The sequence below is a fragment of the Mesorhizobium sp. J8 genome, from assembly GCF_016591715.1.
Lineage (GTDB): Bacteria > Pseudomonadota > Alphaproteobacteria > Rhizobiales > Rhizobiaceae > Mesorhizobium.
Genome location: NZ_AP024109.1, coordinates 5,618,578 through 5,638,670, shown reverse-complemented (window position 1 = coordinate 5,638,670; position 20,093 = coordinate 5,618,578). Strand labels below are relative to the sequence as shown.

At 63.6% G+C, this 20,093-nt stretch carries 19 protein-coding genes; 18 read left to right on the top strand and 1 reads right to left on the bottom strand.

Features of this window, described 5'->3' with window-relative positions; translation table 11 throughout:
• The first annotated feature begins 4 nt into the window (after nt 1–4).
• The 5 genes from MJ8_RS27030 (at nt 5) to MJ8_RS27010 (ending at nt 4,618) form a co-directional block, all read left to right on the top strand.
• Nucleotides 5–1,042, top strand: a complete 1,038-nt coding sequence (locus MJ8_RS27030; RefSeq protein WP_201411665.1) for a zinc-binding dehydrogenase — start codon at nt 5–7, stop codon at nt 1,040–1,042.
• Nucleotides 1,043–1,268: 226 nt separating this feature from the next.
• Nucleotides 1,269–2,435, top strand: coding sequence for a glycosyltransferase 87 family protein (locus MJ8_RS27025; RefSeq protein ID WP_201411664.1), 1,167 nt, complete (start codon nt 1,269–1,271; stop codon nt 2,433–2,435).
• Complete coding sequence (locus MJ8_RS27020; RefSeq protein ID WP_201411663.1) at nt 2,428–3,396, top strand: glycosyltransferase family 2 protein; 969 nt, start codon at nt 2,428–2,430, stop codon at nt 3,394–3,396. Before MJ8_RS27025 ends, MJ8_RS27020 begins: the two co-directional genes overlap by 8 nt.
• Entirely contained in the window at nt 3,393–4,214 is an 822-nt protein-coding gene (locus tag MJ8_RS27015; RefSeq protein ID WP_201411662.1) for a ChbG/HpnK family deacetylase, read from the top strand. Before MJ8_RS27020 ends, MJ8_RS27015 begins: the two co-directional genes overlap by 4 nt.
• Nucleotides 4,211–4,618 (top strand): GtrA family protein, encoded by a 408-nt coding sequence (locus tag MJ8_RS27010; RefSeq protein ID WP_201411661.1) that lies wholly within the window; start codon nt 4,211–4,213, stop codon nt 4,616–4,618. The genes MJ8_RS27015 and MJ8_RS27010 overlap by 4 nt, the downstream gene beginning before the upstream one ends.
• Before the next feature lie 182 nt (nt 4,619–4,800).
• Here the strand turns inward: MJ8_RS27010 and MJ8_RS27005 are convergent, their stop codons facing one another.
• Nucleotides 4,801–5,625 (bottom strand): MurR/RpiR family transcriptional regulator, encoded by an 825-nt coding sequence (locus MJ8_RS27005; protein WP_201411660.1) that lies wholly within the window; start codon nt 5,623–5,625, stop codon nt 4,801–4,803.
• Nucleotides 5,626–5,771: 146 nt separating this feature from the next.
• Between MJ8_RS27005 and MJ8_RS27000 the strand changes: the two genes are divergently transcribed.
• From MJ8_RS27000 to MJ8_RS26940, 13 genes are all read left to right on the top strand, one after another.
• Complete coding sequence (locus MJ8_RS27000; RefSeq protein WP_201411659.1) at nt 5,772–6,590, top strand: N-formylglutamate amidohydrolase; 819 nt, start codon at nt 5,772–5,774, stop codon at nt 6,588–6,590.
• A gap of 20 nt (nt 6,591–6,610) precedes the next feature.
• Entirely contained in the window at nt 6,611–8,167 is a 1,557-nt protein-coding gene (locus MJ8_RS26995) for an amino acid permease (RefSeq protein WP_201411658.1), read from the top strand.
• A gap of 86 nt (nt 8,168–8,253) precedes the next feature.
• The gene (locus tag MJ8_RS26990) at nt 8,254–9,624 is read left to right on the top strand and encodes a glutamine synthetase family protein (protein ID WP_201411657.1); all 1,371 of its coding nucleotides are present in this window, start codon (nt 8,254–8,256) and stop codon (nt 9,622–9,624) included.
• A 68-nt stretch (nt 9,625–9,692) separates the two neighbouring features.
• On the top strand, nt 9,693–10,193 hold the full coding sequence (locus MJ8_RS26985) for a hypothetical protein (RefSeq protein ID WP_201411656.1): 501 nt from the start codon (nt 9,693–9,695) through the stop codon (nt 10,191–10,193).
• Nucleotides 10,183–10,602, top strand: a complete 420-nt coding sequence (locus MJ8_RS26980) for a type II toxin-antitoxin system VapC family toxin (protein WP_201411655.1) — start codon at nt 10,183–10,185, stop codon at nt 10,600–10,602. Before MJ8_RS26985 ends, MJ8_RS26980 begins: the two co-directional genes overlap by 11 nt.
• A 15-nt stretch (nt 10,603–10,617) precedes the next feature.
• The gene (locus tag MJ8_RS26975) at nt 10,618–12,003 is read left to right on the top strand and encodes an aldehyde dehydrogenase family protein (protein WP_201411654.1); all 1,386 of its coding nucleotides are present in this window, start codon (nt 10,618–10,620) and stop codon (nt 12,001–12,003) included.
• A gap of 17 nt (nt 12,004–12,020) precedes the next feature.
• Complete coding sequence (locus MJ8_RS26970) at nt 12,021–13,193, top strand: iron-containing alcohol dehydrogenase (protein WP_201411653.1); 1,173 nt, start codon at nt 12,021–12,023, stop codon at nt 13,191–13,193.
• A gap of 245 nt (nt 13,194–13,438) precedes the next feature.
• Nucleotides 13,439–14,545: an ABC transporter substrate-binding protein gene (locus MJ8_RS26965; protein ID WP_201411652.1), complete on the top strand. Its 1,107-nt coding sequence runs from the start codon at nt 13,439–13,441 to the stop codon at nt 14,543–14,545.
• A gap of 59 nt (nt 14,546–14,604) precedes the next feature.
• Complete coding sequence (locus MJ8_RS26960; RefSeq protein WP_412177077.1) at nt 14,605–15,513, top strand: ABC transporter permease; 909 nt, start codon at nt 14,605–14,607, stop codon at nt 15,511–15,513.
• Nucleotides 15,510–16,301, top strand: coding sequence for an ABC transporter permease (locus MJ8_RS26955; RefSeq protein WP_201411651.1), 792 nt, complete (start codon nt 15,510–15,512; stop codon nt 16,299–16,301). The genes MJ8_RS26960 and MJ8_RS26955 overlap by 4 nt, the downstream gene beginning before the upstream one ends.
• Nucleotides 16,302–16,316: 15 nt before the next feature.
• Nucleotides 16,317–17,381 carry an ABC transporter ATP-binding protein gene (locus tag MJ8_RS26950; protein WP_201411650.1) on the top strand — a complete coding sequence of 355 codons (1,065 nt, stop codon included), beginning with the start codon at nt 16,317–16,319 and terminating at the stop codon, nt 17,379–17,381.
• A 131-nt stretch (nt 17,382–17,512) separates the two neighbouring features.
• The gene (locus MJ8_RS26945; RefSeq protein ID WP_201411649.1) at nt 17,513–19,066 is read left to right on the top strand and encodes a cation:proton antiporter; all 1,554 of its coding nucleotides are present in this window, start codon (nt 17,513–17,515) and stop codon (nt 19,064–19,066) included.
• A gap of 106 nt (nt 19,067–19,172) precedes the next feature.
• Nucleotides 19,173–20,090 (top strand): endonuclease/exonuclease/phosphatase family protein, encoded by a 918-nt coding sequence (locus MJ8_RS26940; RefSeq protein WP_201411648.1) that lies wholly within the window; start codon nt 19,173–19,175, stop codon nt 20,088–20,090.
• Nucleotides 20,091–20,093 lie beyond the last annotated feature (3 nt).

Sequence of the window (20,093 nt, the reverse complement as noted above, 5' to 3'; positions counted from 1 at the left end):
GGCCATGACGCTTCCATCGCAAATGCGGGGCCTGCTGCTTGTCGACGACGGCTATGCGAAGACACCTTCCACGGCAGCGCTCGAAGCCATGGAGCCTTACCTCCAGCCCGGCAACATAGGCGTGCCGGCACCTGGGCCGACACAGGCGCTGATCAAGGTCAGCCTCGCCTCGGTCAATCCGTCCGACATCGCCTTCATCAAGGGCCAGTACGGCCAGCCGCGGGTCAAGGGTCGGCCGGCGGGTTTCGAGGGCGTCGGCATCGTCGTCGCCACGGGCGACGACCCGTACGCAAAAAGCCTTGCGGGCAAGCGCGTCGCCTTCGCCACAGGCGTCTCGAACTGGGGCGCCTGGGCGGACTATGCCGTCGCCGAGGCGGCGTCCTGCATCCCGCTCATCGATACGGTGCGCGACGAGGATGGCGCGGCGATGATCGTCAATCCGCTGACGGCGCTGGCCATGTTCGACATCGTCAGGGAAGAAGGCGAAAAGGCTTTCGTCATGACGGCCGGCGCCAGCCAGCTCTGCAAGCTGATCGTCGGGCTGGCGAAGGAAGAAGGTTTCCGGCCGATCGTCACCGTGCGCCGCGACGAGCAGATCCCGTTGTTGAAGAAGCTCGGCGCCGCCCATGTGCTCAAAGAGAAGGCGGCGGATTTCGAGGTGGCACTGCGCGAGACAATGAAGGCCGAGCAGCCACGCATTTTCCTCGACGCCGTCACCGGCCCGCTGGCGTCCGCCATCTTCGCCGCCATGCCGAAGCGCGCGCGCTGGATCGTCTATGGAAGGCTCGACGCCGAGCCGACGGTGATCCGCGAGCCCGGTCAATTGATCTTCCAGCACAAGCGTGTCGAGGGCTTCTGGCTGGCCGAATGGATGCGGCAATTCCGCGACAGGCTGGGTCCGGCGGTCCTGGAAGCGCAGAAGCGATTTTCCGACGGGCGCTGGTCGACCGACGTCACGGCGGTCGTGCCGCTGGACGAGGCGATGGCGCGGCTGCCGGCCGAGCTCGCCAAGCCCAACGGAAAGGTGTTCATCAAACCCTGAGCAACCCGGCGGCCGATGGCAACGGGTCGGATCGGAGCCACCGCCTTCGAGCACAAAGTCGTGATCGACGGTGGGGCGGCGGAAAAATGTCGCCGTTCCAACGTCCTTCCGTCGCGCCGGTACCAGCCACACTCGGATGTTCTATTTCATTTCGTTGTGATATCTGGCCGGCGCTTGAGGCCAAGCGGCGATGGGAAAGCCGTCCTGGCCGGATGCGGGGTGCGCTATGATGGTAACCAAGCCGGTTTTCGACCGTTTGGGATTTTGGCTATGGGTCGGGTCGTTTCTGGTCGTGCTTGGCCTGGTGCTGTGGTCGCCCACCACGCGTTCGGTGGTCCATATCTATAGACATGGCAGCGAAGCGTTTCTGAGCGGCCAGCCGCTGTATCAGGTCGAAGTCGCCATGGGATACCTCTACGCTCCCGCTTTCGCCGTCCTCTATGCTCCGCTATTTAAGCTCGGGCCGTATCTGGGCAATGTTTTGTGGCACATGCTGGGCTTCGGCGTCCTGACCTTTGCCGCGATGCGCCAGGTGCGCAAGCTTGGCGGCGAGGAGCAGACATGGCTGCTGTCCTTCGGGCTCTTCCTAGCCTTGCCGGTGTCGCTGGCAGCACTTCGCAACGGCCAGGCAACGATCCTGCTCACCGGGGCGTGCTGGTTCCTCACGTTGTCGGCCCTCGAGGGGCGACGGGCCGAATGCTTCTTCTGGGCATCGCTCGCGATCATCGCCAAGCCCACGGCGATCATCATGCTGCTTCTGGCGGGAGCGCTGCGTCCCAGGCTGATACCGGTGCTGGCGTTGGCGGTCCTTGTCGTGCTCGCCATCCCCTATGGCTTTGCGTCCGCGGGCTATATCAACGCCCAGTACCACGATTTCTTCCGGATGCTGACTTCGATGGCGGTCGATCCGACCGGGCCCTTCGTCCCGGCCGATTTCACAGCGCCTTTCACGAGGCTTGGGATGCCGATCCCTGAATCCGTGGCGACGATCGTGCGCGTCGTGGCCGGTTTGCTTACGCTTTGGGCGGTGCTTCAGTTCGACCGTCGACTGGATCCGGGCGCCAGCGGGCTCGCCATCTTCCTCACGGCGGCTTTTTACATGTGCGTCTTCAATCCGCGGGTCGAGCAGAACACCTATGCCATGGTGGCGGTGCCTGCCGGTCTCTCCATCGCCTTGCTTTGGCGGGAGAAGGGAGCCGGGGCCGTGCTCTGGTCGCTGGCGGCGCTCCTCTTCGTCACCGGACTAACCAGCATCGATGGCCGGCTGCACGATCTTTTCCACCCGTGGTTCCGGCCGGTCAGCATCAGCGTCGTCGCCTTGGTGCTAGTCGGCTGGTTCTGGACGCAAGATAGACGCAAGGTGCCTGCCGCCGGAGCCGTCGCGCATGGCTGAGATGCTCGACATCATCGCGCCGTTCTTCAACGAGGCCGAATCCGCCATCGCGTTTGTCGGGCTGCTCGACAGGCTGGAAGCGGCCGTGGTGGAGCGCTTCGGCATGACGGTCCGCAAGATACTCATCGACGACGGCAGCCGCGACGGCAGCGCCGAGACATTCGCCGCGGCGTTGTCGGGTTCCTGGGAGATCGTGCGGCTGAGCCGCAATTTCGGCAAGGAAGCGGCCGTGCTCGCCGGCCTCGACCATTCGCGCGGCGACATGGTCCTGATCATGGATTCCGATCTCCAGCACTCCATGGACATCAGTCTCAAGATGATCGGCGAGCTGGTCGAAAATCCGCAGATCGACGTGGTCTATGCGCAGAACGACCGGCGCGAGGGGAGCTGGCGGCGCAGCCAGCTTGCGCGGCTGTTCTACAAGTTGATCAACAGCAGCCAGCGCTTCGATATCCCGGAAAATGCCGGAGACTTCCGCGTCATGCGCGGCGCGGTGGCCCGCGCCTTGACCAGCGTGCGCGACAAGCGGCGTTTCAACAAGGGCCTGTTCGCCTGGGCCGGCTTCCGCCAGAAGGCGGTGCTTTACTCGCCGGAGAACCGCGCCGGCGGCACGTCGAAATGGACCAGGTTCAACCTGATCGCGTTCTCGCTTGAAGGGTTCACCTCGTTTTCCGTGATCCCGCTGCGCGTCATCAGCCTCATCGGATTGCTGACGGCATTCGCCGGTCTCGCCTATGGCGTGAAGGTGCTCTTCGAAGTCCTGTTCTACGGCATCGCCGTGCCCGGCTATCCCAGCATCATGGTCGCCGTCGTGCTTTTTGGCGGCCTCAACCTGGCCCTGCTCGGCCTGATCGGCGAATATGTCTGGGTCACGCTCAGCGAAAGCAAGGACCGGCCCGTCTACATCGTGCGCGACGTGCTGCATGGCAATGCCGCCGAGCAGGCTGCTCCCGACAGATGACCAGGCCGATCCGCCTGATCGCCGACGACTACGGCCTGGCGCCGGGGGTGTCGGGCGCGATCCTCGATCTCATCGAGCGCGGCCGTCTGACCGGGACCAGCTGCATGACCGGCTTTCCCGAATGGGAAGAGGCGGCAGCGCGCATCAGGCCGTTCCGCCGACGGGCGGCCATTGGACTGCACCTGACCCTCACCGATCAGATCGCGGTGACCGGTTCGTCCAGCCTGGCCCCGGAAGGAAAGTTGCCCGGGCTCGCCGCCCTTGCGCTGCCGGTGCGGCGCGGGCGCATCGAGGAGCGGGACATTCATGCCGAGCTCGATGCCCAATACGACCGCTTCACCGAAGCGCTGGCTGGCCCGCCCGACCATATCGACGGACACCAGCATGTGCATTTTCTTCCTGCCGTGCGGAATTGGTTGCTCGCTCGGTTTGCGGGGAGCACACACAAGCCGGCGCTGCGCGGCTCGCCCGGGCTTCCGGGCCTCGATGCAGCGGCGGCCAAGATCGCGGCGATCGCCGCTCTGGCCGCCGGCTTCAACAGCGCGATGCGGCGGGCGGGCTTCAGCGTCATGACGCCGCTTTCCGGCATCTATGACTGGCGACAGCCGGAGAAATTCGCCGTGACGCTGCGCGGCGCGGTCGACACCTTGCCCGAACAAGGTCTGTTCATGTGCCATCCGGGCCGTGTCGATGACATTTTGCGGGTGCGGGACCCGATGCAAGGCGTGCGCGAGGTCGAGTTCACGGTTCTGAGGTCCGACGATTTCGGCGCCAGCCTCGACAAGGCCGGAGCGCGCGTGATGGACGGCAAGGCATGAGCGCCGGCCAGCCGCCGCGTTCGACCGGCAACAAGATCGTCCGTTTCGCCTTGGTCGGACTGGTCAACACCGGTATCGACCTCGCCGCCTTCTTCCTGCTGCTCAAGCTCGCGGTGCCGGCTTTGGCCGCCAATGTCTGTGCGTGGTTCGTCGCGGTGCTCTTCTCCTTCGTGGCGAACCGCTTCTGGTCCTTCGAGCGGGACCCCGGCATCCGGCTGCACCACTCCTTCCTGCGCTTCGTCTCGCTGGGCGCGCTGATCTCGCTTGGCGTTTCGAGCCTGTCGATCGCTGCCCTGGCAGGGGCCATCGGCGTGTGGCCGGCCAAGATCATCGGCGTCGTGGTTGCGGCCGTGCTGAACTTCCTGGCGGCGCGCTGGTCGATCGAGGGCCGGTTGCTGAAATAGCCTATTCGGCCGGCTTTGCGTCGATATACGCGGCTTCTTTCAGCTCACGCTTCTTGTGACGAAGCGGCCAAGCAGCGTCTAGATCGTGATGGCGCGTTTCGTTGAATCGCGCTCACGATCTAACCCTTTGTTGGAGCATGATCTTTCTCCGAAAACCGGTTCCCACTTTTCGGGAACATGGTCTAACGCAGGCTCTCCAGGTCGCGGATGCGCTTGGCGCCGGCCGCTTCCAATTGCCTTGTCACGGCGCCGATCAGGGTTTCGGCGACGACGAACAGAGCGGCCGACGAATCCCAGGCCGAAGGCACGGCGGTGCGCCCGGCGATCACATGGCGGGCGAAGCGGGCGATCGGCGAGAGCCACTGGTCGGTGAAAAGGATGATCTGCACGCCGCGATGATGCGCCTTCTCGGCGAAGCGGACGAGACTTTCCTGGTAGCGGCGGATGTCGAAGATCACCAGAACGTCGCGCTTGCCCATGTCGATCAGGCGGTCGCGCCAGATGCTCTCCTGGCCGGCGAGGTGATAGACATCCGGCTGGATGATGGCGAGATGGGCGGCCATGTAGCGTGCCAGCGGATCGGTGAAACGGCCGCCGATGAGGAAGGTCTTGCCGCGCCGCTCGGCAAGCCGCGCGGCTATGTCGGCGAGCTGTTTGTCGCTAAGGTGGCGGAAGGTCTCGCGCATGTTGTCGAGCGTCGCCTCGAGCATCGGCGAAACGGCGCCGCCGGACGAGCCAGGATCCAGCGTGCGCGAAGCCGGCGATTGCAATTGCGCGGCCAACTCGTCCTGCAGCGCCGACTGGAATTCGGGGTAGTTCTGGAAGCCGAGCCTTGCGACGAAGCGCAGGATCGTCGGCGAGGACACGCCGGCCGCGGCCGAGAATTCGGCGACCGTCTTCAGTCCGGTCAGCGGATAGTTGGCGATCAGCGTCTGGGCCGCGCGGCGCTCGCCCGCCGGCATCGCCCCGATGCGGTCCGAGATCAGTTCGGCAATGCTGGAAATCATGGTTTTCCCCCGCCTGTTGACCCGCCGCCGCCGTTTTCCCGAATTCGCGTTTGACAAAGCCGTTTAAACTGTATGAAATCATTCACCGGGACGCAATGAGGCAAAATACGTAACATAAGATACAGCGCTCCCGAGGGGACGGCAGTATGGAGAAAGCACGGCCCGCCAGCCTTGCACCGTCGGAGACCGTAAGGGTGACCAACCCTGGCGGTTCGAGTCCCTTCGTCTTCACCTGCGACCACGCCTCGAACTTCCTGCCCGCCGAACTCGGCACGCTCGGGCTGCCCATCGAAGACCTTTCCCGCCACATCGCCTGGGATCCCGGCGCGCTTCCCGTCGCCAGCCGCATGGCTGAGGCGCTCGACGCCACCTTGGTCGAGACCCGAGTGTCGCGGCTCGTCATCGACTGCAACAGGCCGCTCGACGCGCCCGACCTCGTGCCGCCGGTCAGCGAGACGACGGTCATTCCCGGCAACGCCGGTCTTTCCGACAAGCAGCGCGCCGCGCGCATCGACCTGGCCTGGCGCCCGTTCCACGACACGATCGCTCAGACCGTCGAGCGACGGCTGGCGCGCGGCCAGGAGACGCGTCTGGTGTCGGTGCACTCTTTCACGCCGGTCTACAAGGGTAAGAGCCGGCCATGGCATATCGGCATCATCCATGATGACGACCGCCGCCTGGCGAAGCCCCTGGTCGCGGCTTTGCGGCGGCTTGCCGGCGTCACCGTCGGCGTCAACGAACCCTATTCGCCGGCCGACCGTGTCTATTTCACGCTGGAACGGCACGCGCGTTCGCGCGGCCTTGCCTGCGCAATGATCGAAATCCGCAACGACGAAATCGCCGGCGAGACCGGGCAGCGGAAATGGGCGGATCTGCTCACGGGCATATTTTCGAATCTGGAGCCCGAGGAGGCCAAGGGCTCCCGACAAAGCGCAATGGGAAAGTCAGTACAATCGGCCAGCTAAGAAATTAAGGGGACTTCCAAATGGCAGCAGACGACTATACCGAAGTCGATAAGGCGAAGGATATTCAGGTCCTTCACAGCATGGGCTATGCCCAGGAACTGGAGCGGCGCCTCAGCCGCTTTTCGAATTTTGCGGTTTCCTTCTCGATCATCTGCATCCTTTCCGGCGGCATCAACTCGCTGGCGCAGGCGACGTCGGGCGCCGGCGGCATCGGCATCGGTATCGGCTGGCTCGTCGGTTGTTTCGTGTCGCTCACCTTCGCGGTCGCCATGTCGCAGATCAGCTCGGCCTATCCGACGGCCGGCGGCCTCTACCACTGGGGCTCGATCCTCGGCAATCGCGGCACCGGCTGGGTGACGGCCTGGCTCAACCTGCTCGGCCTGATCACCGTGCTCGGCGCCATCAATGTCGGCACCTGGACCTTCTTCGTCGGCGCCTTCGGTCCGGCGCTCGGCATCGAGGGCACGCTGACCAACCAGATGATCTTCCTGGTCATCATCACCGGCGCCCAGGCGCTGATCAACCATCTCGGCATCAAGCTGACGGCGAAGCTGACCGATTTCTCCGGCTATCTGATCTTCTTCGGCTCGATCCTGATCGCGGTGGTCTGCCTGCTGTTTGCCCAAACCTGGGACTTCAGCCGCCTCTTCACCTTCCATAACTACTCCGGTGACGCCGGCGGCGGCGTGTGGCCGCAAGTGTCGAACGCCTGGGTCTTCGCGCTGGGCCTGCTGCTGCCGATCTACACCATCACCGGCTATGACGCCTCCGCGCACACCTCGGAGGAAACCATCAAGGCGGCGTCTTCCGTGCCGCGCGCGATGGTGATGTCGGTCATCTGGTCGGCGCTGTTCGGCTACCTGTTCCTTGCCGCCTTCGTGCTGATGATCCCGAACATGGACGATGCGGCCAAGCAGGGCTGGAACGTGTTCTTCTGGGCCTTCGACCAGCGCGTCCCGTCCGGCCTCAAGGAGTTCGTCTACCTGGTCGTGTTCCTGGCGCAGCTCCTGTGCGGCCTAGCGACGGTCACCTCCGCCTCGCGCATGATCTTCGCGTTCTCGCGCGACGGCGGGCTGCCGGGCTCGGCGGCGCTTGCCAAGGTCAGCCCGACCTACCGCACGCCGGTGGCGGCGATCTGGACGGCCTCGATCCTGTCGGTGCTGTTCGTGTGGGGTTCGTCGGTGGTCTCGGTCGCCGGCACCTCGGCCTATACGATCGTGGTGTCCTGCACCGTCATCTTCCTGTTCCTCTCTTTCACCGTGCCGATCGTGCTCGGCATGATGGCCTGGGGAACGCCGAAGTGGGACAAGATGGGGCCGTGGAACATGGGGCGCGGCATCTTCATGCTGTTCGCCTTCCTGTCGATCGTGTCGATGATCCTGATCTTCGTCATCGGCATCCAGCCGCCGAACGACTGGGCTCTCTACATCACCGTCGGTTTCTTCCTCCTGACGGCGATCGTCTGGTTCGCCTTCGAGCGCAACCGCTTCCAGGGTCCGCCGCTCGGCGACATCATCGCTGCTCGCCAGGCGGCGATCAAGGCGGCCGAACAGGCGGTCGGCGAGACCGGCCACTGAGACTTCGCTTCACGGCCATGGCCGGCGCAGTGCCGGCCATGGCCTCGTTTCTCCCTCAAATCGACAAGCACTGGAGCGCCAAAGGAATGGCCGGGAATTTCTCGTTCGATCAGTTGAAGAAAGCGGTCTCGAACGGCGAGATCGACACGGTGCTGGCCTGCATCATCGACATGCAGGGCCGGCTCGCGGGAAAGCGCTTCCTGGCCCAGTATTTCGTCGACTCAGCGCATGGCGAGACGCATGGCTGCAACTATCTGCTCGCCTGCGACATCGATATGGAGCCGGTGCCGGGGTACAAGGCGGCGAGCTGGTCCAAAGGCTATGGCGACTTCGTCATGAAGCCGGACCTGTCGACGCTGCGGCGCATTCCGTGGCTGGAGAAGACGGCGCTGGTCATCTGCGACGTGCTCGATCATCACACGCATGAGGATCTGGCCCACTCACCTCGCGCGATCCTGAAGAAGCAGGTCAAGCGCCTGCAGGAGCGCGGCTATATCGGCTATTTCGCCTCCGAGCTCGAATTCTATCTGTTCAGCGAGACCTACGAGTCCGCCCGCAAGAAGCACTGGCAGGGGCTGGACAGCGCTTCGCCCTATATCGGCGATTACCAGATCGGCATCACCAGCAAGGAAGAAGGCGTCATGCGCCGGCTTCGCAACGAGATGGAGGCCGCCGGCATCCCGATCGAGAACTCCAAGGGCGAGTGGGGTCCAGGCCAGGAAGAGATCAATGTGCGCTACGCCGAGGCGCTCGACATGGCCGACCGCCACGTCATCCTGAAGAACGGCGCCAAGGAGATCGCCGACTCCGAGGGCAAGGCCATCTCCTTCATGGCCAAATACAATTATAGCCTCGCCGGTAATTCCAGCCACATCCACAATTCGCTGTGGAGCGCCGACGGCAAGACGCCGCTGTTCTTCGACGAGAAGGCCGATTGGACGCTGTCCGCCCTCGGTCAGCAATGGGCGGCCGGCCAGCTCAAATACGCCAAGGAGTTCACCTGGTTCCTGGCGCCCTACATCAATTCCTACAAGCGCTTCCAGGCTGGCACCTTCGCGCCGACCAAGATCATGTGGAGCGAGGACAACCGCACCGCCGGCTTCCGGCTCTGCGGCGAAGGCACCAAGGGCATCCGGATGGAGTGCCGCATCGGCGGGGCCGACCTCAATCCCTATCTCGCCTTCGCCGCGCTCATCGCGTCCGGCCTCGCCGGCATCGACGAGAAGCTGGAGCTGCAGAAGCCCTTCGTCGGCGACGCCTACCAGGCCTCGCGCCTGCCCGAGATCCCGAAGACCTTGCGCGATGCGACCGAGACGCTGGCCAAGTCGAAGATGCTGAAGCAGGCCTTCGGCGACGACGTGATCGAGCACTATGTGCACACCGCCCGCTGGGAGCAGTTCGAATACGATCGCCGCATAACGGATTGGGAACTGCACCGAGGCTTCGAGCGCTACTAAAGCTGTAATCAGCGTTGACTGAACCTAATTAAAGCTGTAGTTGGCTCGTTAAGTTCAGGAGCGTGAAAATGGGGAAGTATTCGCCTTTGCGTTCGTACCTGATGGCTCAAACCGGCGAGCGGGTTCCCATGTCGTTCGGCGATATCGAGAAGCTGCTTGGGGAAAAGCTGCCGGCGTCCAAGCGGTATCCGGCTTGGTGGAGCAACAATCCCAGCAACAATCCGATGACAAAGGAGTGGCTGGCTGCGGGGTTCCAGACAGAGTCGGTCAATATCGCCGGCGAGAGTCTGGTCTTTCGACGTGCTCCGCAAGGAAGTGCTCAAGCCTCTTCCAAGTCTGCCGGCGAGCGGGCCGGAGAGGGGAGTTCGGGGCGCCGGGCAGGCTTCATGGAGGACAAGGTGGATTTCAAGAATGCTCCGAATATGAGCGGCAAGAGTGAGGAGTATATCGTGCCGCCTCGGGGCGCCGATCCGCTGTTTGGATGCATGGCCGGAACGCTCACGCTTCTTCCGGACGTCGACTACACCGCCCCCGCGGACCCGGACTGGGGCAAAGTGTATGACGACTGACGGGATATTGCTGGACACGTGCTTCATGCTGTGGCTCTCGACCGAACAGCCGATCGCAAGAGCGGCGGTCGATAAGGTGGCCAGTACGCGAAAGAACGGTGGCATCATCGCCGTTTCGGTCATGTCGGCTTGGGAAATCGGAATGCTCGTCTCCAAGGGCCGGCTTCCGTTCATCAAGTCGCCGCTCGCCTGGTTCGAAGGGTTCGTGAAAGCCGGCGCAGCGAGTGTGGAGGGGATCGACAGCGAGCTTCTGGTGGAGTCCTCGTTCCTGCCTGGCGCCGTTCACAACGATCCGACGGACCGGATTATCATAGCGACGGCGCGTTCGAGGAACCTGGAAATCATCACCCGTGATCGCGCCATCCTTGCCTATGGCGCCGCCGGCTTCGTCAAAACAGTACCTTGTTGATTTGGAGACGTCTTCTTGGAAACCGTGAAACTGAAATCCCCCATCGACGGCTCGATCTATGCCGAACGGCCCGTCGCCAGCGACCAGGCGATCAACGCCGCGGTCGAGCGGGCCAGGGCGGCGCAGGAGAAGTGGGCAGAGACGCCGGTCGTCGAGCGCGGCAAATACATGTTGGCGATGCTGGAGGCGCTGGTCGCCATGAGCGACGAGATCGTGCCCGAGATCGCCTGGCAGATGGGGCGGCCGGTGCGCTATGGCGGCGAGTTCGGCGGCGTCAAGGAACGCACCACCTACATGGTGGAGATCGCCGAGCAGGCATTGAAGCCGGTCATGGCCTCCAATCCGAAGGACGGCTTCCGCCGCTATGTGAAGAAAGTGCCGCTCGGCGTCGTGCTGGTGATCGCGCCGTGGAACTATCCCTATCTCACGGCGGTCAACACCATCGTGCCGGCGCTGATGGCGGGCAGCGCCGTCATCCTCAAACATGCCGCGCAGACGCTGCTGGTCGGCGAGCGCTTCCAGCAGGCCTTCGACAAGGCCGGCCTGCCCAAGGGTCTGTTCCAGAACCTGGTCATGAACCACGCCCAGACGGAGAAGCTGCTCGGCTCCGGCAAGATCGACCATGTCAACTTCACCGGCTCGGTCGGCGGCGGCCGCGCCATCGAGAAGGCCGCGGCCGGCACCTTCATGACGCTCGGCCTCGAGCTTGGCGGCAAGGATCCCGCCTATGTGCTGCCCGACGCCAAGCTGGACCACGCGGTCGCCAATCTTGTCGACGGCGCCTTCTACAATTCCGGCCAGTGCTGCTGCGGCATCGAGCGCGTCTATGTGCATGAGAAGGTCTATGACGAGTTCGTCGAAGGCTTCATCGCAGAGACGAAGAACTATGTCGTCGGTAATCCGCTGGAGCAGGCGACGACCCTGGGCCCGATGGCGCAGGCGCGCTTCGCCGACCTGATCCGCGAGCAGAAGGCCGAGGCGCTGCGCAAGGGCGCGACCGCGCATATCAACATGAAGGTCGAGAACGACAAGCCGGGCTCGCCCTATCTGGCGCCGGAAGTGCTGACCGAGGTCGATCACCAGATGAGCGTGATGCGCGAGGAAAGCTTCGGCCCGATCGTCGGCATCATGAAGGTGCGCGACGACGAGGAGGCGGTCGCGCTGATGAACGACAGTCCCTATGGGCTGACGGCCTCGATCTGGACGCGCGACACGGAGCGCGCGATCGCCATAGGCGACCGCGTCGAGACCGGCACCGTGTTCATGAACCGCTGCGACTATCTCGACCCGGCGCTGGTGTGGACCGGCGTCAAGGACACCGGCAAGGGCGCGGCGCTCTCGGCCATCGGCTACGACAATCTGACCCGGCCAAAATCCTATCACCTGCGCGAAACGATCTGACCTTTCGAAAGACAAAAATGTCCAAGCTCATCTCCAAATGGAACTACCCCACCACCGTCCGTTTCGGCGCCGGCCGCATCAAGGAATTGCCGGATGCGCTGGCTGCCGCCGGCATCAAGCGCCCGCTCTTCGTGACCGATCCCGGCCTGGCAAAATTGCCGGTGGTCGCTTCCACGCTGAAGATCCTCGACGACGCCAAGGTTCCCTATGGCGTGTTTTCGGAGGTAAAGCCGAACCCGGTCGAGTCCAACCTCACCGCCGGCATCGCCGTGTTCAAGAAGGGCAAGCATGACGGCGTCATCGCCTTCGGCGGCGGCTCGGCGCTCGACCTCGGCAAGCTGATCGCCTTCCAGGCCGGGCAGACACGTCCGGTATGGGATTTCGAGGATATCGGCGACTGGTGGACAAGGGCCAATTCCGATGCGATCGCGCCGATCATCGCCGTGCCGACGACGGCGGGCACCGGCTCGGAAGTCGGCCGCGCCGGCGTCATCACCAATGAGGAGACCCACACCAAGAAGGTCATCTTCCATCCGAAGCTTCTGCCGGCGATCGTCATTGCCGATCCGGAGCTGTCGGTCGGCATGCCGGCCTTCATCACCGCCGGCACCGGCATGGACGCGCTGGCGCATTGCCTGGAGGCCTATTGTGCACCGGGCTACCATCCGATGGCCGACGGCATCGCGGTGGAAGGCATAAGGCTGGTGTTCGAGAACCTGCCCAAGGCCTTCGCCAACGGCAAGGACCTGGTCGCCCGCGCCCATATGATGAGCGCCGCAGCCATGGGCGCTGCCGCTTTCCAGAAGGGGCTTGGGGCCATCCATTCGCTGTCGCATCCGATCGGCGCGCTCTACGACACTCACCACGGCATGACCAATGCCGTCTTCATGCCCTATGTGCTCGCCTTCAATCGCGAGGCGATCGAGGACCGCATTGCCCGTCTCGCCGCCTATTGCGGCATCAAGGGCGGCTTCGATGGTTTCGCCAAGGCCATCATCAAGCTGCGCAAGGAGCTCAAGGTGCCGCACGCGCTGCCCGGCCTGATCAAGGGGCTCGACATGGACAAGAAGCGAAAAGGTCTGATCGCCGACATGGCGGTGGTCGATCCGACGGCTGGAGGCAACCCCGTGAAGCTCACCAAGAAAGCAGCGCTGACGCTGCTCGAAAATGCAATTGCCGGCTCCGTTTGAGAGCGGGCAGTCAATGCCAAAAGGTTGAATAAGGGAACATTCGAGGAAAGGGAGAAGGGGCAAAAATCAAGGCGGCTAACCATTAGCCGGAAAATTAAGCGCGGGCTAATTGCTACAGTCCGTTAAAAAGAGTTAACTTTTTGTGCCGCGGGGCTCCGGTTTCAAAAAGCCTTCATCTGGCTGTCACACGAAAACGATACCCGCATCGCAGGCGCTTAAACGCGCCAGTTCAACGGAGAGAACACATGTTCAAGTTCACGGGGAAAGTGCTTTCCCTCTCGGCCGCGGCGCTTTTTGCGTCGACGATGATTTCGTCCGCGGATTCGCTGGACGATCTCGTCAAGGCCGCGAAGGCTGAAGGCCAGCTCACCACCATCGCGCTTCCGCATGACTGGTGTGGCTACGGGGCAGTGATCGACGCTTTCAAGGCTAAGTATCCTGGAATCACCATCAACGAGCTCAATCCGGACGCCGGTTCGGGCGACGAGGTCGAGGCGATCAAGGCCAACAAGGACAACAAGGGCCCGCAGGCGCCCGACGTCATCGACGTTGGCCTGGCTTTCGGCCCCTCGGCCAAGAAAGACGGGCTGATCCAGCCTTACAAGGTCTCGACCTGGGATTCCATCCCGGACAGCGCCAAGGATGCCGACGGCGCCTGGTATGGCGACTATTACGGCGTGCTGTCGTTCATGGTGAACAAGGATCTGGTCAAGAACGTTCCTACGGACTGGGCCGATCTGCTGAAGCCTGAATATGCCAACTCGGTAGCCCTCGCCGGCGATCCGCGTGCGTCGAACCAGGCGATCCAGGCCGTGCATGCTGCTGGCCTTTCGACCGGTGCCGCCGCTGGCAAGGCCGCCGGCGAGGCCGGCCTCGACTTCTTCAAGAAGCTCAACGCCGCCGGTAACTTCGTTCCGGTCATCGGCAAGCCGGCGACGCTGGCCCAAGGCCAGACCCCGATCCTGATCAACTGGGATTACAACAACCTGTCGGGCCGCGACACGCTGAACGGCAACCCGCCGACCGACATCGTCATCCCGAAGACCGGTGTCGTCGCCGGGGTGTACGTGCAGGCGATCAGCGCCTACGCGCCGCACCCGAACGCCGCCAAGCTGTGGATGGAATACCTCTATTCCGACGAAGGCCAGATCGGCTGGCTGAAGGGTTATTGCCACCCGATCCGCTTCAACGACCTCGCCAAGAACGGCAAGGTTCCGCAGGAACTGCTCGACAAGCTGCCGCCAGCAGACGCCTATGCCAAGGCCGTGTTCCCGTCGCTCGACGAGCAGGGCGCTGCCAAGGAAGAGATCACAAAGGGCTGGGACTCGGTCGTCGGCGCCAACGTCAAGTAAGTCTATGCTTTTCCGGGCGGCCTTGCGCCGCCCGGAACCATTTTTGAAGGCAGTCTGGCATGACCGATATCAGCCTTTCAGGACCGTCCGCCGCCGACAGGACCATTCCGCCCGCGGCGCGCGCGATGCGCCTGCCCACGCAATGGCTGGGCGTCGCGCCTTTCATCATCTTCGCGCTGATGTTCCTGATCCTGCCGACACTCTATCTCATCATCGGCGCCTTCCAAAACGCCGACGGCGCGTTCACGCTGCAGAATATCGCCGATCTCGCGCAGCCGACCATCGTCGCCGCCTACTGGATCTCGATCAAAGTTTCCGTCGCCTCGTCGCTGCTTGGCGCCTTCATCGGCCTCGCCATCGCCATCGCCATCGTGCGCGGCGGCCTGCCGAACTGGACGCGTTCGGCAGCGCTCACCTTCTCCGGCGTGGCGTCGCAATTTGCCGGCGTGCCGCTGGCCTTCGCCTTCCTGGCGACGCTCGGCCGCCTCGGCCTGCTCACAGTGCTTTTGCGCTCGATCGGTTTCGACCTCTATCAGCACGGCTTCAACGTGCTGTCCTTCTGGGGGCTGACGCTGACTTACCTCTATTTCCAGATACCGTTGATGGTCGTCATCATCGTGCCGGCGATCGACGGCCTGAAAAAGGAGTGGGGCGAGGCCGCCGCCACGCTCGGCGCCACCCAGTGGCAGTACTGGCGCATGGTCGTCATCCCTGTCCTGTGGCCGAGCTTCCTCGGCACCTTCATCCTGCTTTTCGCCAATGCCTTCGGCGCCATCGCAACCGCCTATGCGCTAACCGGCTCGTCGCTCAACATCGTGCCTATCGTTCTCTATGCGCAGATTCGCGGCGACGTGCTGCACAACGCAAATCTCGGCTATGCGATTGCCTTCGGCATGATCTTCATCACCGGCCTCGCCAATGTCTTCTACATCTGGTTCCGGACCCGTTCGGAGAGGTGGCTCAAATGAAGTCGGGTAAGTTCTGGGCCTGGGTCACGTTCATCCTGGGCGCCGCCTATTTCTTCATTCCGCTGATCGCGACGCTGGAATTCTCCATGCGCATGAAGCGCGGCGAATATTCCTTCGAGGCGTACCGGGTCGTGCTTGGCGATGCGCGCTTCCAGGAATCCTTCACCTTCTCGGTGGTGGCGGCGATCTTCACCATCATCCTGGGCGTGCTTCTGGTGGTGCCTACCGCCTACTGGATACGGCTTCGCCTGCCCCAGCTCAGGCCGGTCGTCGAATTCGTCACGCTGCTGCCGCTGGTAATTCCCGCGATCGTCATCGTGTTCGGCTACATCCGCATGTACGGCTCGAGCTCGCCGCTGCCGTTCCTCGCCAGCGGCTTCGGCACCAATGCGCTGCTCGTCATCGGCTATGCGACGCTGGCGCTGCCTTACATGTACCGGGCCGTCGATACCGGGCTTCGCACCATCGATGTCAGGACGCTCACCGAAGCGGCGCAGATCCTCGGTGCCGGCTGGACGACGATCATCGGACGCGTGATCCTGCCCAACGTGCTGATCGCTGTGCTGTCCGGCGCGTTCCTCACCTTTGCCATCGTCATCGGCGAGTTCACCGTGGCCAGCCTGCTCAACCGCCCGGCCTTCGGTCCGTATCTGCAGAATATGGGCGCCAACCGTGCCTACGAGCCGGCAGCCCTTGCCATCATCGCTTTCGCCATTACCTGGGGCTGCATGTCGCTGATCCAGGTCCTGTCTCGCTTTGCGCCGAAATCGGCGAACCGACCGAATTGACTTGAGAGAAAAGCCATGGCCGAGCCATTCCTGTCCATCCAGCATGTGCGAAAGTCCTACGGTGCCAACACCGTGGTGCAGGATTTCAGCCTCGATGTTGAGCCCGGTGAGTTCGTCTCCTTCCTCGGCCCGTCCGGCTGCGGCAAGACGACGGTGCTGCGCATGGTCGCCGGTTTCGAGGAGCCTTCGGCCGGCAAGATCGTGGTCGGCGGCAAGGACATCACGAGGCTGAAGCCTAACCAACGCAATGTCGGCATGGTGTTCCAGGCCTATGCGCTGTTCCCGAACCTGACGGTGGCGCAGAACATCGCCTTTGGCCTCAAGGTGGCCGGCATGGCGAAGCCTGACGCGGATAGGCGTGTCGCCGAGATGCTCGACATGATCAAGCTGCCGCAAATGGCCGACCGCTATCCCTACCAGCTTTCCGGCGGCCAGCAGCAGCGCATCGCGTTGGCGCGCGCCATCGCGCCCAAGCCGAAGCTCTTGCTGCTCGACGAGCCTCTGTCGGCGCTCGACGCCAAGGTGCGCGTGTCGCTGCGCGAGGAAATCCGCTCGATCCAGAAGAAGCTTGGCATCACCACCATCTTCGTCACGCATGACCAGGAAGAGGCGCTGTCGATCTCCGACCGCATTGCGGTTATGTATGGCGGCAAGGCCGAGCAGGTCGGCACGCCGTTCGAGATCTACAACCGGCCGGCGACCAAGTTCGTCGCCAATTTCGTCGGCACGCTCAACGTGCTGGAGGGCAAGGTCACCGACGCGTCCGCGGGCAAGGTGCAGGTCAACGCGCAGGAAGTCTCGCTCAAAGGCAAGCTCAACGGCTCGAAGTCCGGCGACACGCTGTCGCTGGCGCTGCGGCCGGAAGCGATCTCGCTGGCGCGCCAGCCCGGCCACGACACCAGCCTCTCGGGCGAGATCGCCGAGGTGCATTTCCTCGGCTCCGTCATCCGCGTGCGCGTCGGCATCGGCGGCAATACGGTTTCGCTTGACACCTTCAACAATTCGACGACGCCGCCGCCGGTCGTCGGCGAGAAGGCGGACATCTCCTTCTCGTCTGGCGACATGCTGGTCCTGCATTAGGGAAGCGTGAATGGTGAATAGTAAATGGTGAATGGCAATCAGCACCTTACGGGCCCGAGATCTTCTGGTTAAGCCCATTCACCATTCACTTTTGCAGTGCCCAACGCCTGGTTCCATCGCTACGATGAGCCATGGCCCTCTTCGAGCTCACCCTGATCCTGCTTTTGATTGCCGTCGCGCTGACGGCGCTGTCGCGGCGGCTGGAGATTCCTTATCCTTCATTGCTGGCGCTTGCGGGCGTTGCGCTCGCCTTCGTGCCAGGCGCGCCGGTGATCGAGATCGATCCGGAACTGGCGCTGGCGCTGTTCATCGCGCCGGTGCTTCTCGATGCCGCCTATGACACCTCGCTGCGCGACCTGAAACGCTACCGGCTGTCGCTGGCGCTGTTGGCGCTCGGCGCTGTCGTCTTCACCACCGCGGTCGTAGCCTATGTCGGCTGCAAGATGGCCGGGTTGCCCGTCGCGGCGGCGATCGCGCTGGGCGCTATCGTCGCTCCCCCGGACGCGGTGGCGGCAAGCGCCGTGCTCAGCCAATTCAGGGTACCGCACCGCATCACCGCCATTCTGCAGGGGGAGAGCCTGCTCAACGACGCCACGGCGCTGCTGATCTATCGAATCGCGGTTTCGGCAGCGGTCGGCACGCTCATGCTCAAGGATGCAGTGCCTGTCATCTTGCTTGCAACAGTCGGCAGCGTCGTCGCCGGGTACCTGTTCGGCCGGGTGTCGCTGCTCACGCTGACGCGCATCGAGGATGCGGCAAGCAGCACCGTAGTGCAATTCGCCGGAACCTTCGCCGTCTGGATCATTGCCGACAAGCTCGGCCTTTCCGCCATCATCACCATCGTCGTCTATGCCATCACCATCGCGCGCACCGCACCGCGCCGAATGTCGGCCAGACGCCGTGTCAGCACCTATTCGGTCTGGGAATCGGCGGTGTTCGTGCTCAACGTGCTGGCTTTCGTGCTGATGGGTCTGCAGGCGCGGTCGATTGTCGGCCGGCTCTCCGGCGACGGGCAGGGCGAGGCCTTCCTCTTCGCCGGGACCGTGGTGGCCGTCGTCATCGTGGCACGTCTCGTCTGGGTGATGGGTTATGTTGCGATCATAAGGCAGTTCACGCATCCCGACAGCGAAGGGCAGAAGCGGGATGCGCCGACATTTCGCGGCGCTGTGCTCGTCGGCTGGTGCGGCATGCGCGGGCTGGTGACGCTGGTGGTGGCGATCGCGCTGCCCGCCGACTTTCCCGGCCGCGACCCGATTGTGCTGGCGGCCTTCGCCGTCGTCCTTGGAACGCTTGTGCTGCAGGGCATGAGCCTGAAGCCGTTGCTGCGCCGGCTCAACTTCGAGCGCGATATGACGATCGATCGCGAAGTAGCCGAGGCGCGCGTCGCCATCATGCAGGCCGCGCTCGACGTGCTGAACCGCAAGACCTCGGCCGCTGCCGCCGTCGTGCGCGAACAGTATGAGGCGCAACGCCGGGTCGCCGAAAATCCCGATGACGCGCAGGCCGCGACGGAATACGACCGGTTGCGTCTTTACGCCATCAAGCGGCAGCGCGACACGCTGGAGGAACTGCGCAGCAACGGCACGATCGGCGACGAGGCCTATCACCGGCTGGAAGAGGAGATCGACTGGTCGGAACTGGCGGCGTCGCCCGCGGGGAGCTACCAGCCGCTGACGACTTATTAGAGCGGTTCGCAGACCGCCGACTGGACCATGTCGCCTGCCTGCGCGGCAGATTGCAACGTCAGGGATGGCACGCTACTGCGATCCTCGGAAGTGAGCCGGTTAATCAATGAAACTGATCAGCTACAACATCCAATACGGCTTCGGCAGCGACGGGCGCTACGATCTTTCCCGCGCCGCCAGGCTGGTGGACGGCGCCGACATCATCGCGTTGCAGGAGGTCGAGCGGCATTGGCGGCGCACCAATGAGGACGAGCAGCCCGAGATCCTGTCGAGCTTGCTGCCCGACTATTACTGGGCCTACGGCCCCGCCTTCGACATGGATGCCAGCGAGAAGCGCGGCGGCCGCGTCGTCAACCGAAGGCGGCAGTTCGGCACGATGGTGCTGTCGAAGCTGCCGATCGTCTGGTCTCGCCTGCACACGCTGCCGTTGCGGCGAACACTGAGGCCGCTCAACACCCGCAACGCGGCGCTGGAGTGCATGATCCGCACGCCGGCGGGACCGGTGCGGGTGCTTTCCCTGCATCTGGCGCATATCGCGGCCGAGGAGCGGCTGGAGCAGATCGATTACTTGCTTGCCGAGCATCGCCGCGCGCCGTCGGACGGCGGTCCCTGGAGCGGCGCCGACGACGAGCCGCAACGCAACTGGTCGAACGGCCAGCCGGAGCCGGAAAACCCGGTGGCGGCGATCTGGCTGGGCGATTTCAACATGGAGCCGGGCAGCGCCGAATACCGGCGCATCGTCGGCAATACCCCCTACCATCGGGGGGCCGCCTATATCGACGGATTCGTCGATGCCGCTTCCGTCGCCACAGAGTCGGGGCCGGACTTCCATACGCACGAAAAGATCATCGACGGCAGGCTGGCGAAACGACGGCTCGATCATTGTTTCGTCGGCGGCATGCTGGCCGGGCGCGTGCGTTCGGTCAGCGCCGATATCGGCGAAGTGGCTTCCGATCATTTTCCGCTTCGGGTCGATATCGATCTGGAAACGCCTGGTATCGGCTCAGACTTGGCGGGCAGGTGAGGC

Bases quoted from the DNA above. Each gene is read 5' to 3' on its own strand.
- MJ8_RS27025 (WP_201411664.1), top strand. From the start codon at position 1,269: ATGATGGTAACCAAGCCGGTTTTCGACCGTTTGGGATTTTGGCTATGG.
- MJ8_RS26955 (WP_201411651.1), top strand. From the start codon at position 15,510: ATGAAGTCGGGTAAGTTCTGGGCCTGGGTCACGTTCATCCTGGGCGCC.
- MJ8_RS26985 (WP_201411656.1), top strand. From the start codon at position 9,693: ATGGGGAAGTATTCGCCTTTGCGTTCGTACCTGATGGCTCAAACCGGC.
- MJ8_RS26965 (WP_201411652.1), top strand. From the start codon at position 13,439: ATGTTCAAGTTCACGGGGAAAGTGCTTTCCCTCTCGGCCGCGGCGCTT.
- MJ8_RS26940 (WP_201411648.1), top strand. From the start codon at position 19,173: ATGAAACTGATCAGCTACAACATCCAATACGGCTTCGGCAGCGACGGG.
- MJ8_RS26990 (WP_201411657.1), top strand. From the start codon at position 8,254: ATGGCCGGGAATTTCTCGTTCGATCAGTTGAAGAAAGCGGTCTCGAAC.
- MJ8_RS26960 (WP_412177077.1), top strand. From the start codon at position 14,605: ATGACCGATATCAGCCTTTCAGGACCGTCCGCCGCCGACAGGACCATT.
- MJ8_RS27010 (WP_201411661.1), top strand. From the start codon at position 4,211: ATGAGCGCCGGCCAGCCGCCGCGTTCGACCGGCAACAAGATCGTCCGT.
- MJ8_RS27020 (WP_201411663.1), top strand. From the start codon at position 2,428: ATGGCTGAGATGCTCGACATCATCGCGCCGTTCTTCAACGAGGCCGAA.
- MJ8_RS27015 (WP_201411662.1), top strand. From the start codon at position 3,393: ATGACCAGGCCGATCCGCCTGATCGCCGACGACTACGGCCTGGCGCCG.
- MJ8_RS27030 (WP_201411665.1), top strand. From the start codon at position 5: ATGACGCTTCCATCGCAAATGCGGGGCCTGCTGCTTGTCGACGACGGC.
- MJ8_RS26995 (WP_201411658.1), top strand. From the start codon at position 6,611: ATGGCAGCAGACGACTATACCGAAGTCGATAAGGCGAAGGATATTCAG.
- MJ8_RS27005 (WP_201411660.1), bottom strand. From the start codon at position 5,625: ATGATTTCCAGCATTGCCGAACTGATCTCGGACCGCATCGGGGCGATG.
- MJ8_RS26980 (WP_201411655.1), top strand. From the start codon at position 10,183: ATGACGACTGACGGGATATTGCTGGACACGTGCTTCATGCTGTGGCTC.
- MJ8_RS26950 (WP_201411650.1), top strand. From the start codon at position 16,317: ATGGCCGAGCCATTCCTGTCCATCCAGCATGTGCGAAAGTCCTACGGT.
- MJ8_RS26970 (WP_201411653.1), top strand. From the start codon at position 12,021: ATGTCCAAGCTCATCTCCAAATGGAACTACCCCACCACCGTCCGTTTC.
- MJ8_RS26945 (WP_201411649.1), top strand. From the start codon at position 17,513: ATGGCCCTCTTCGAGCTCACCCTGATCCTGCTTTTGATTGCCGTCGCG.
- MJ8_RS27000 (WP_201411659.1), top strand. From the start codon at position 5,772: ATGGAGAAAGCACGGCCCGCCAGCCTTGCACCGTCGGAGACCGTAAGG.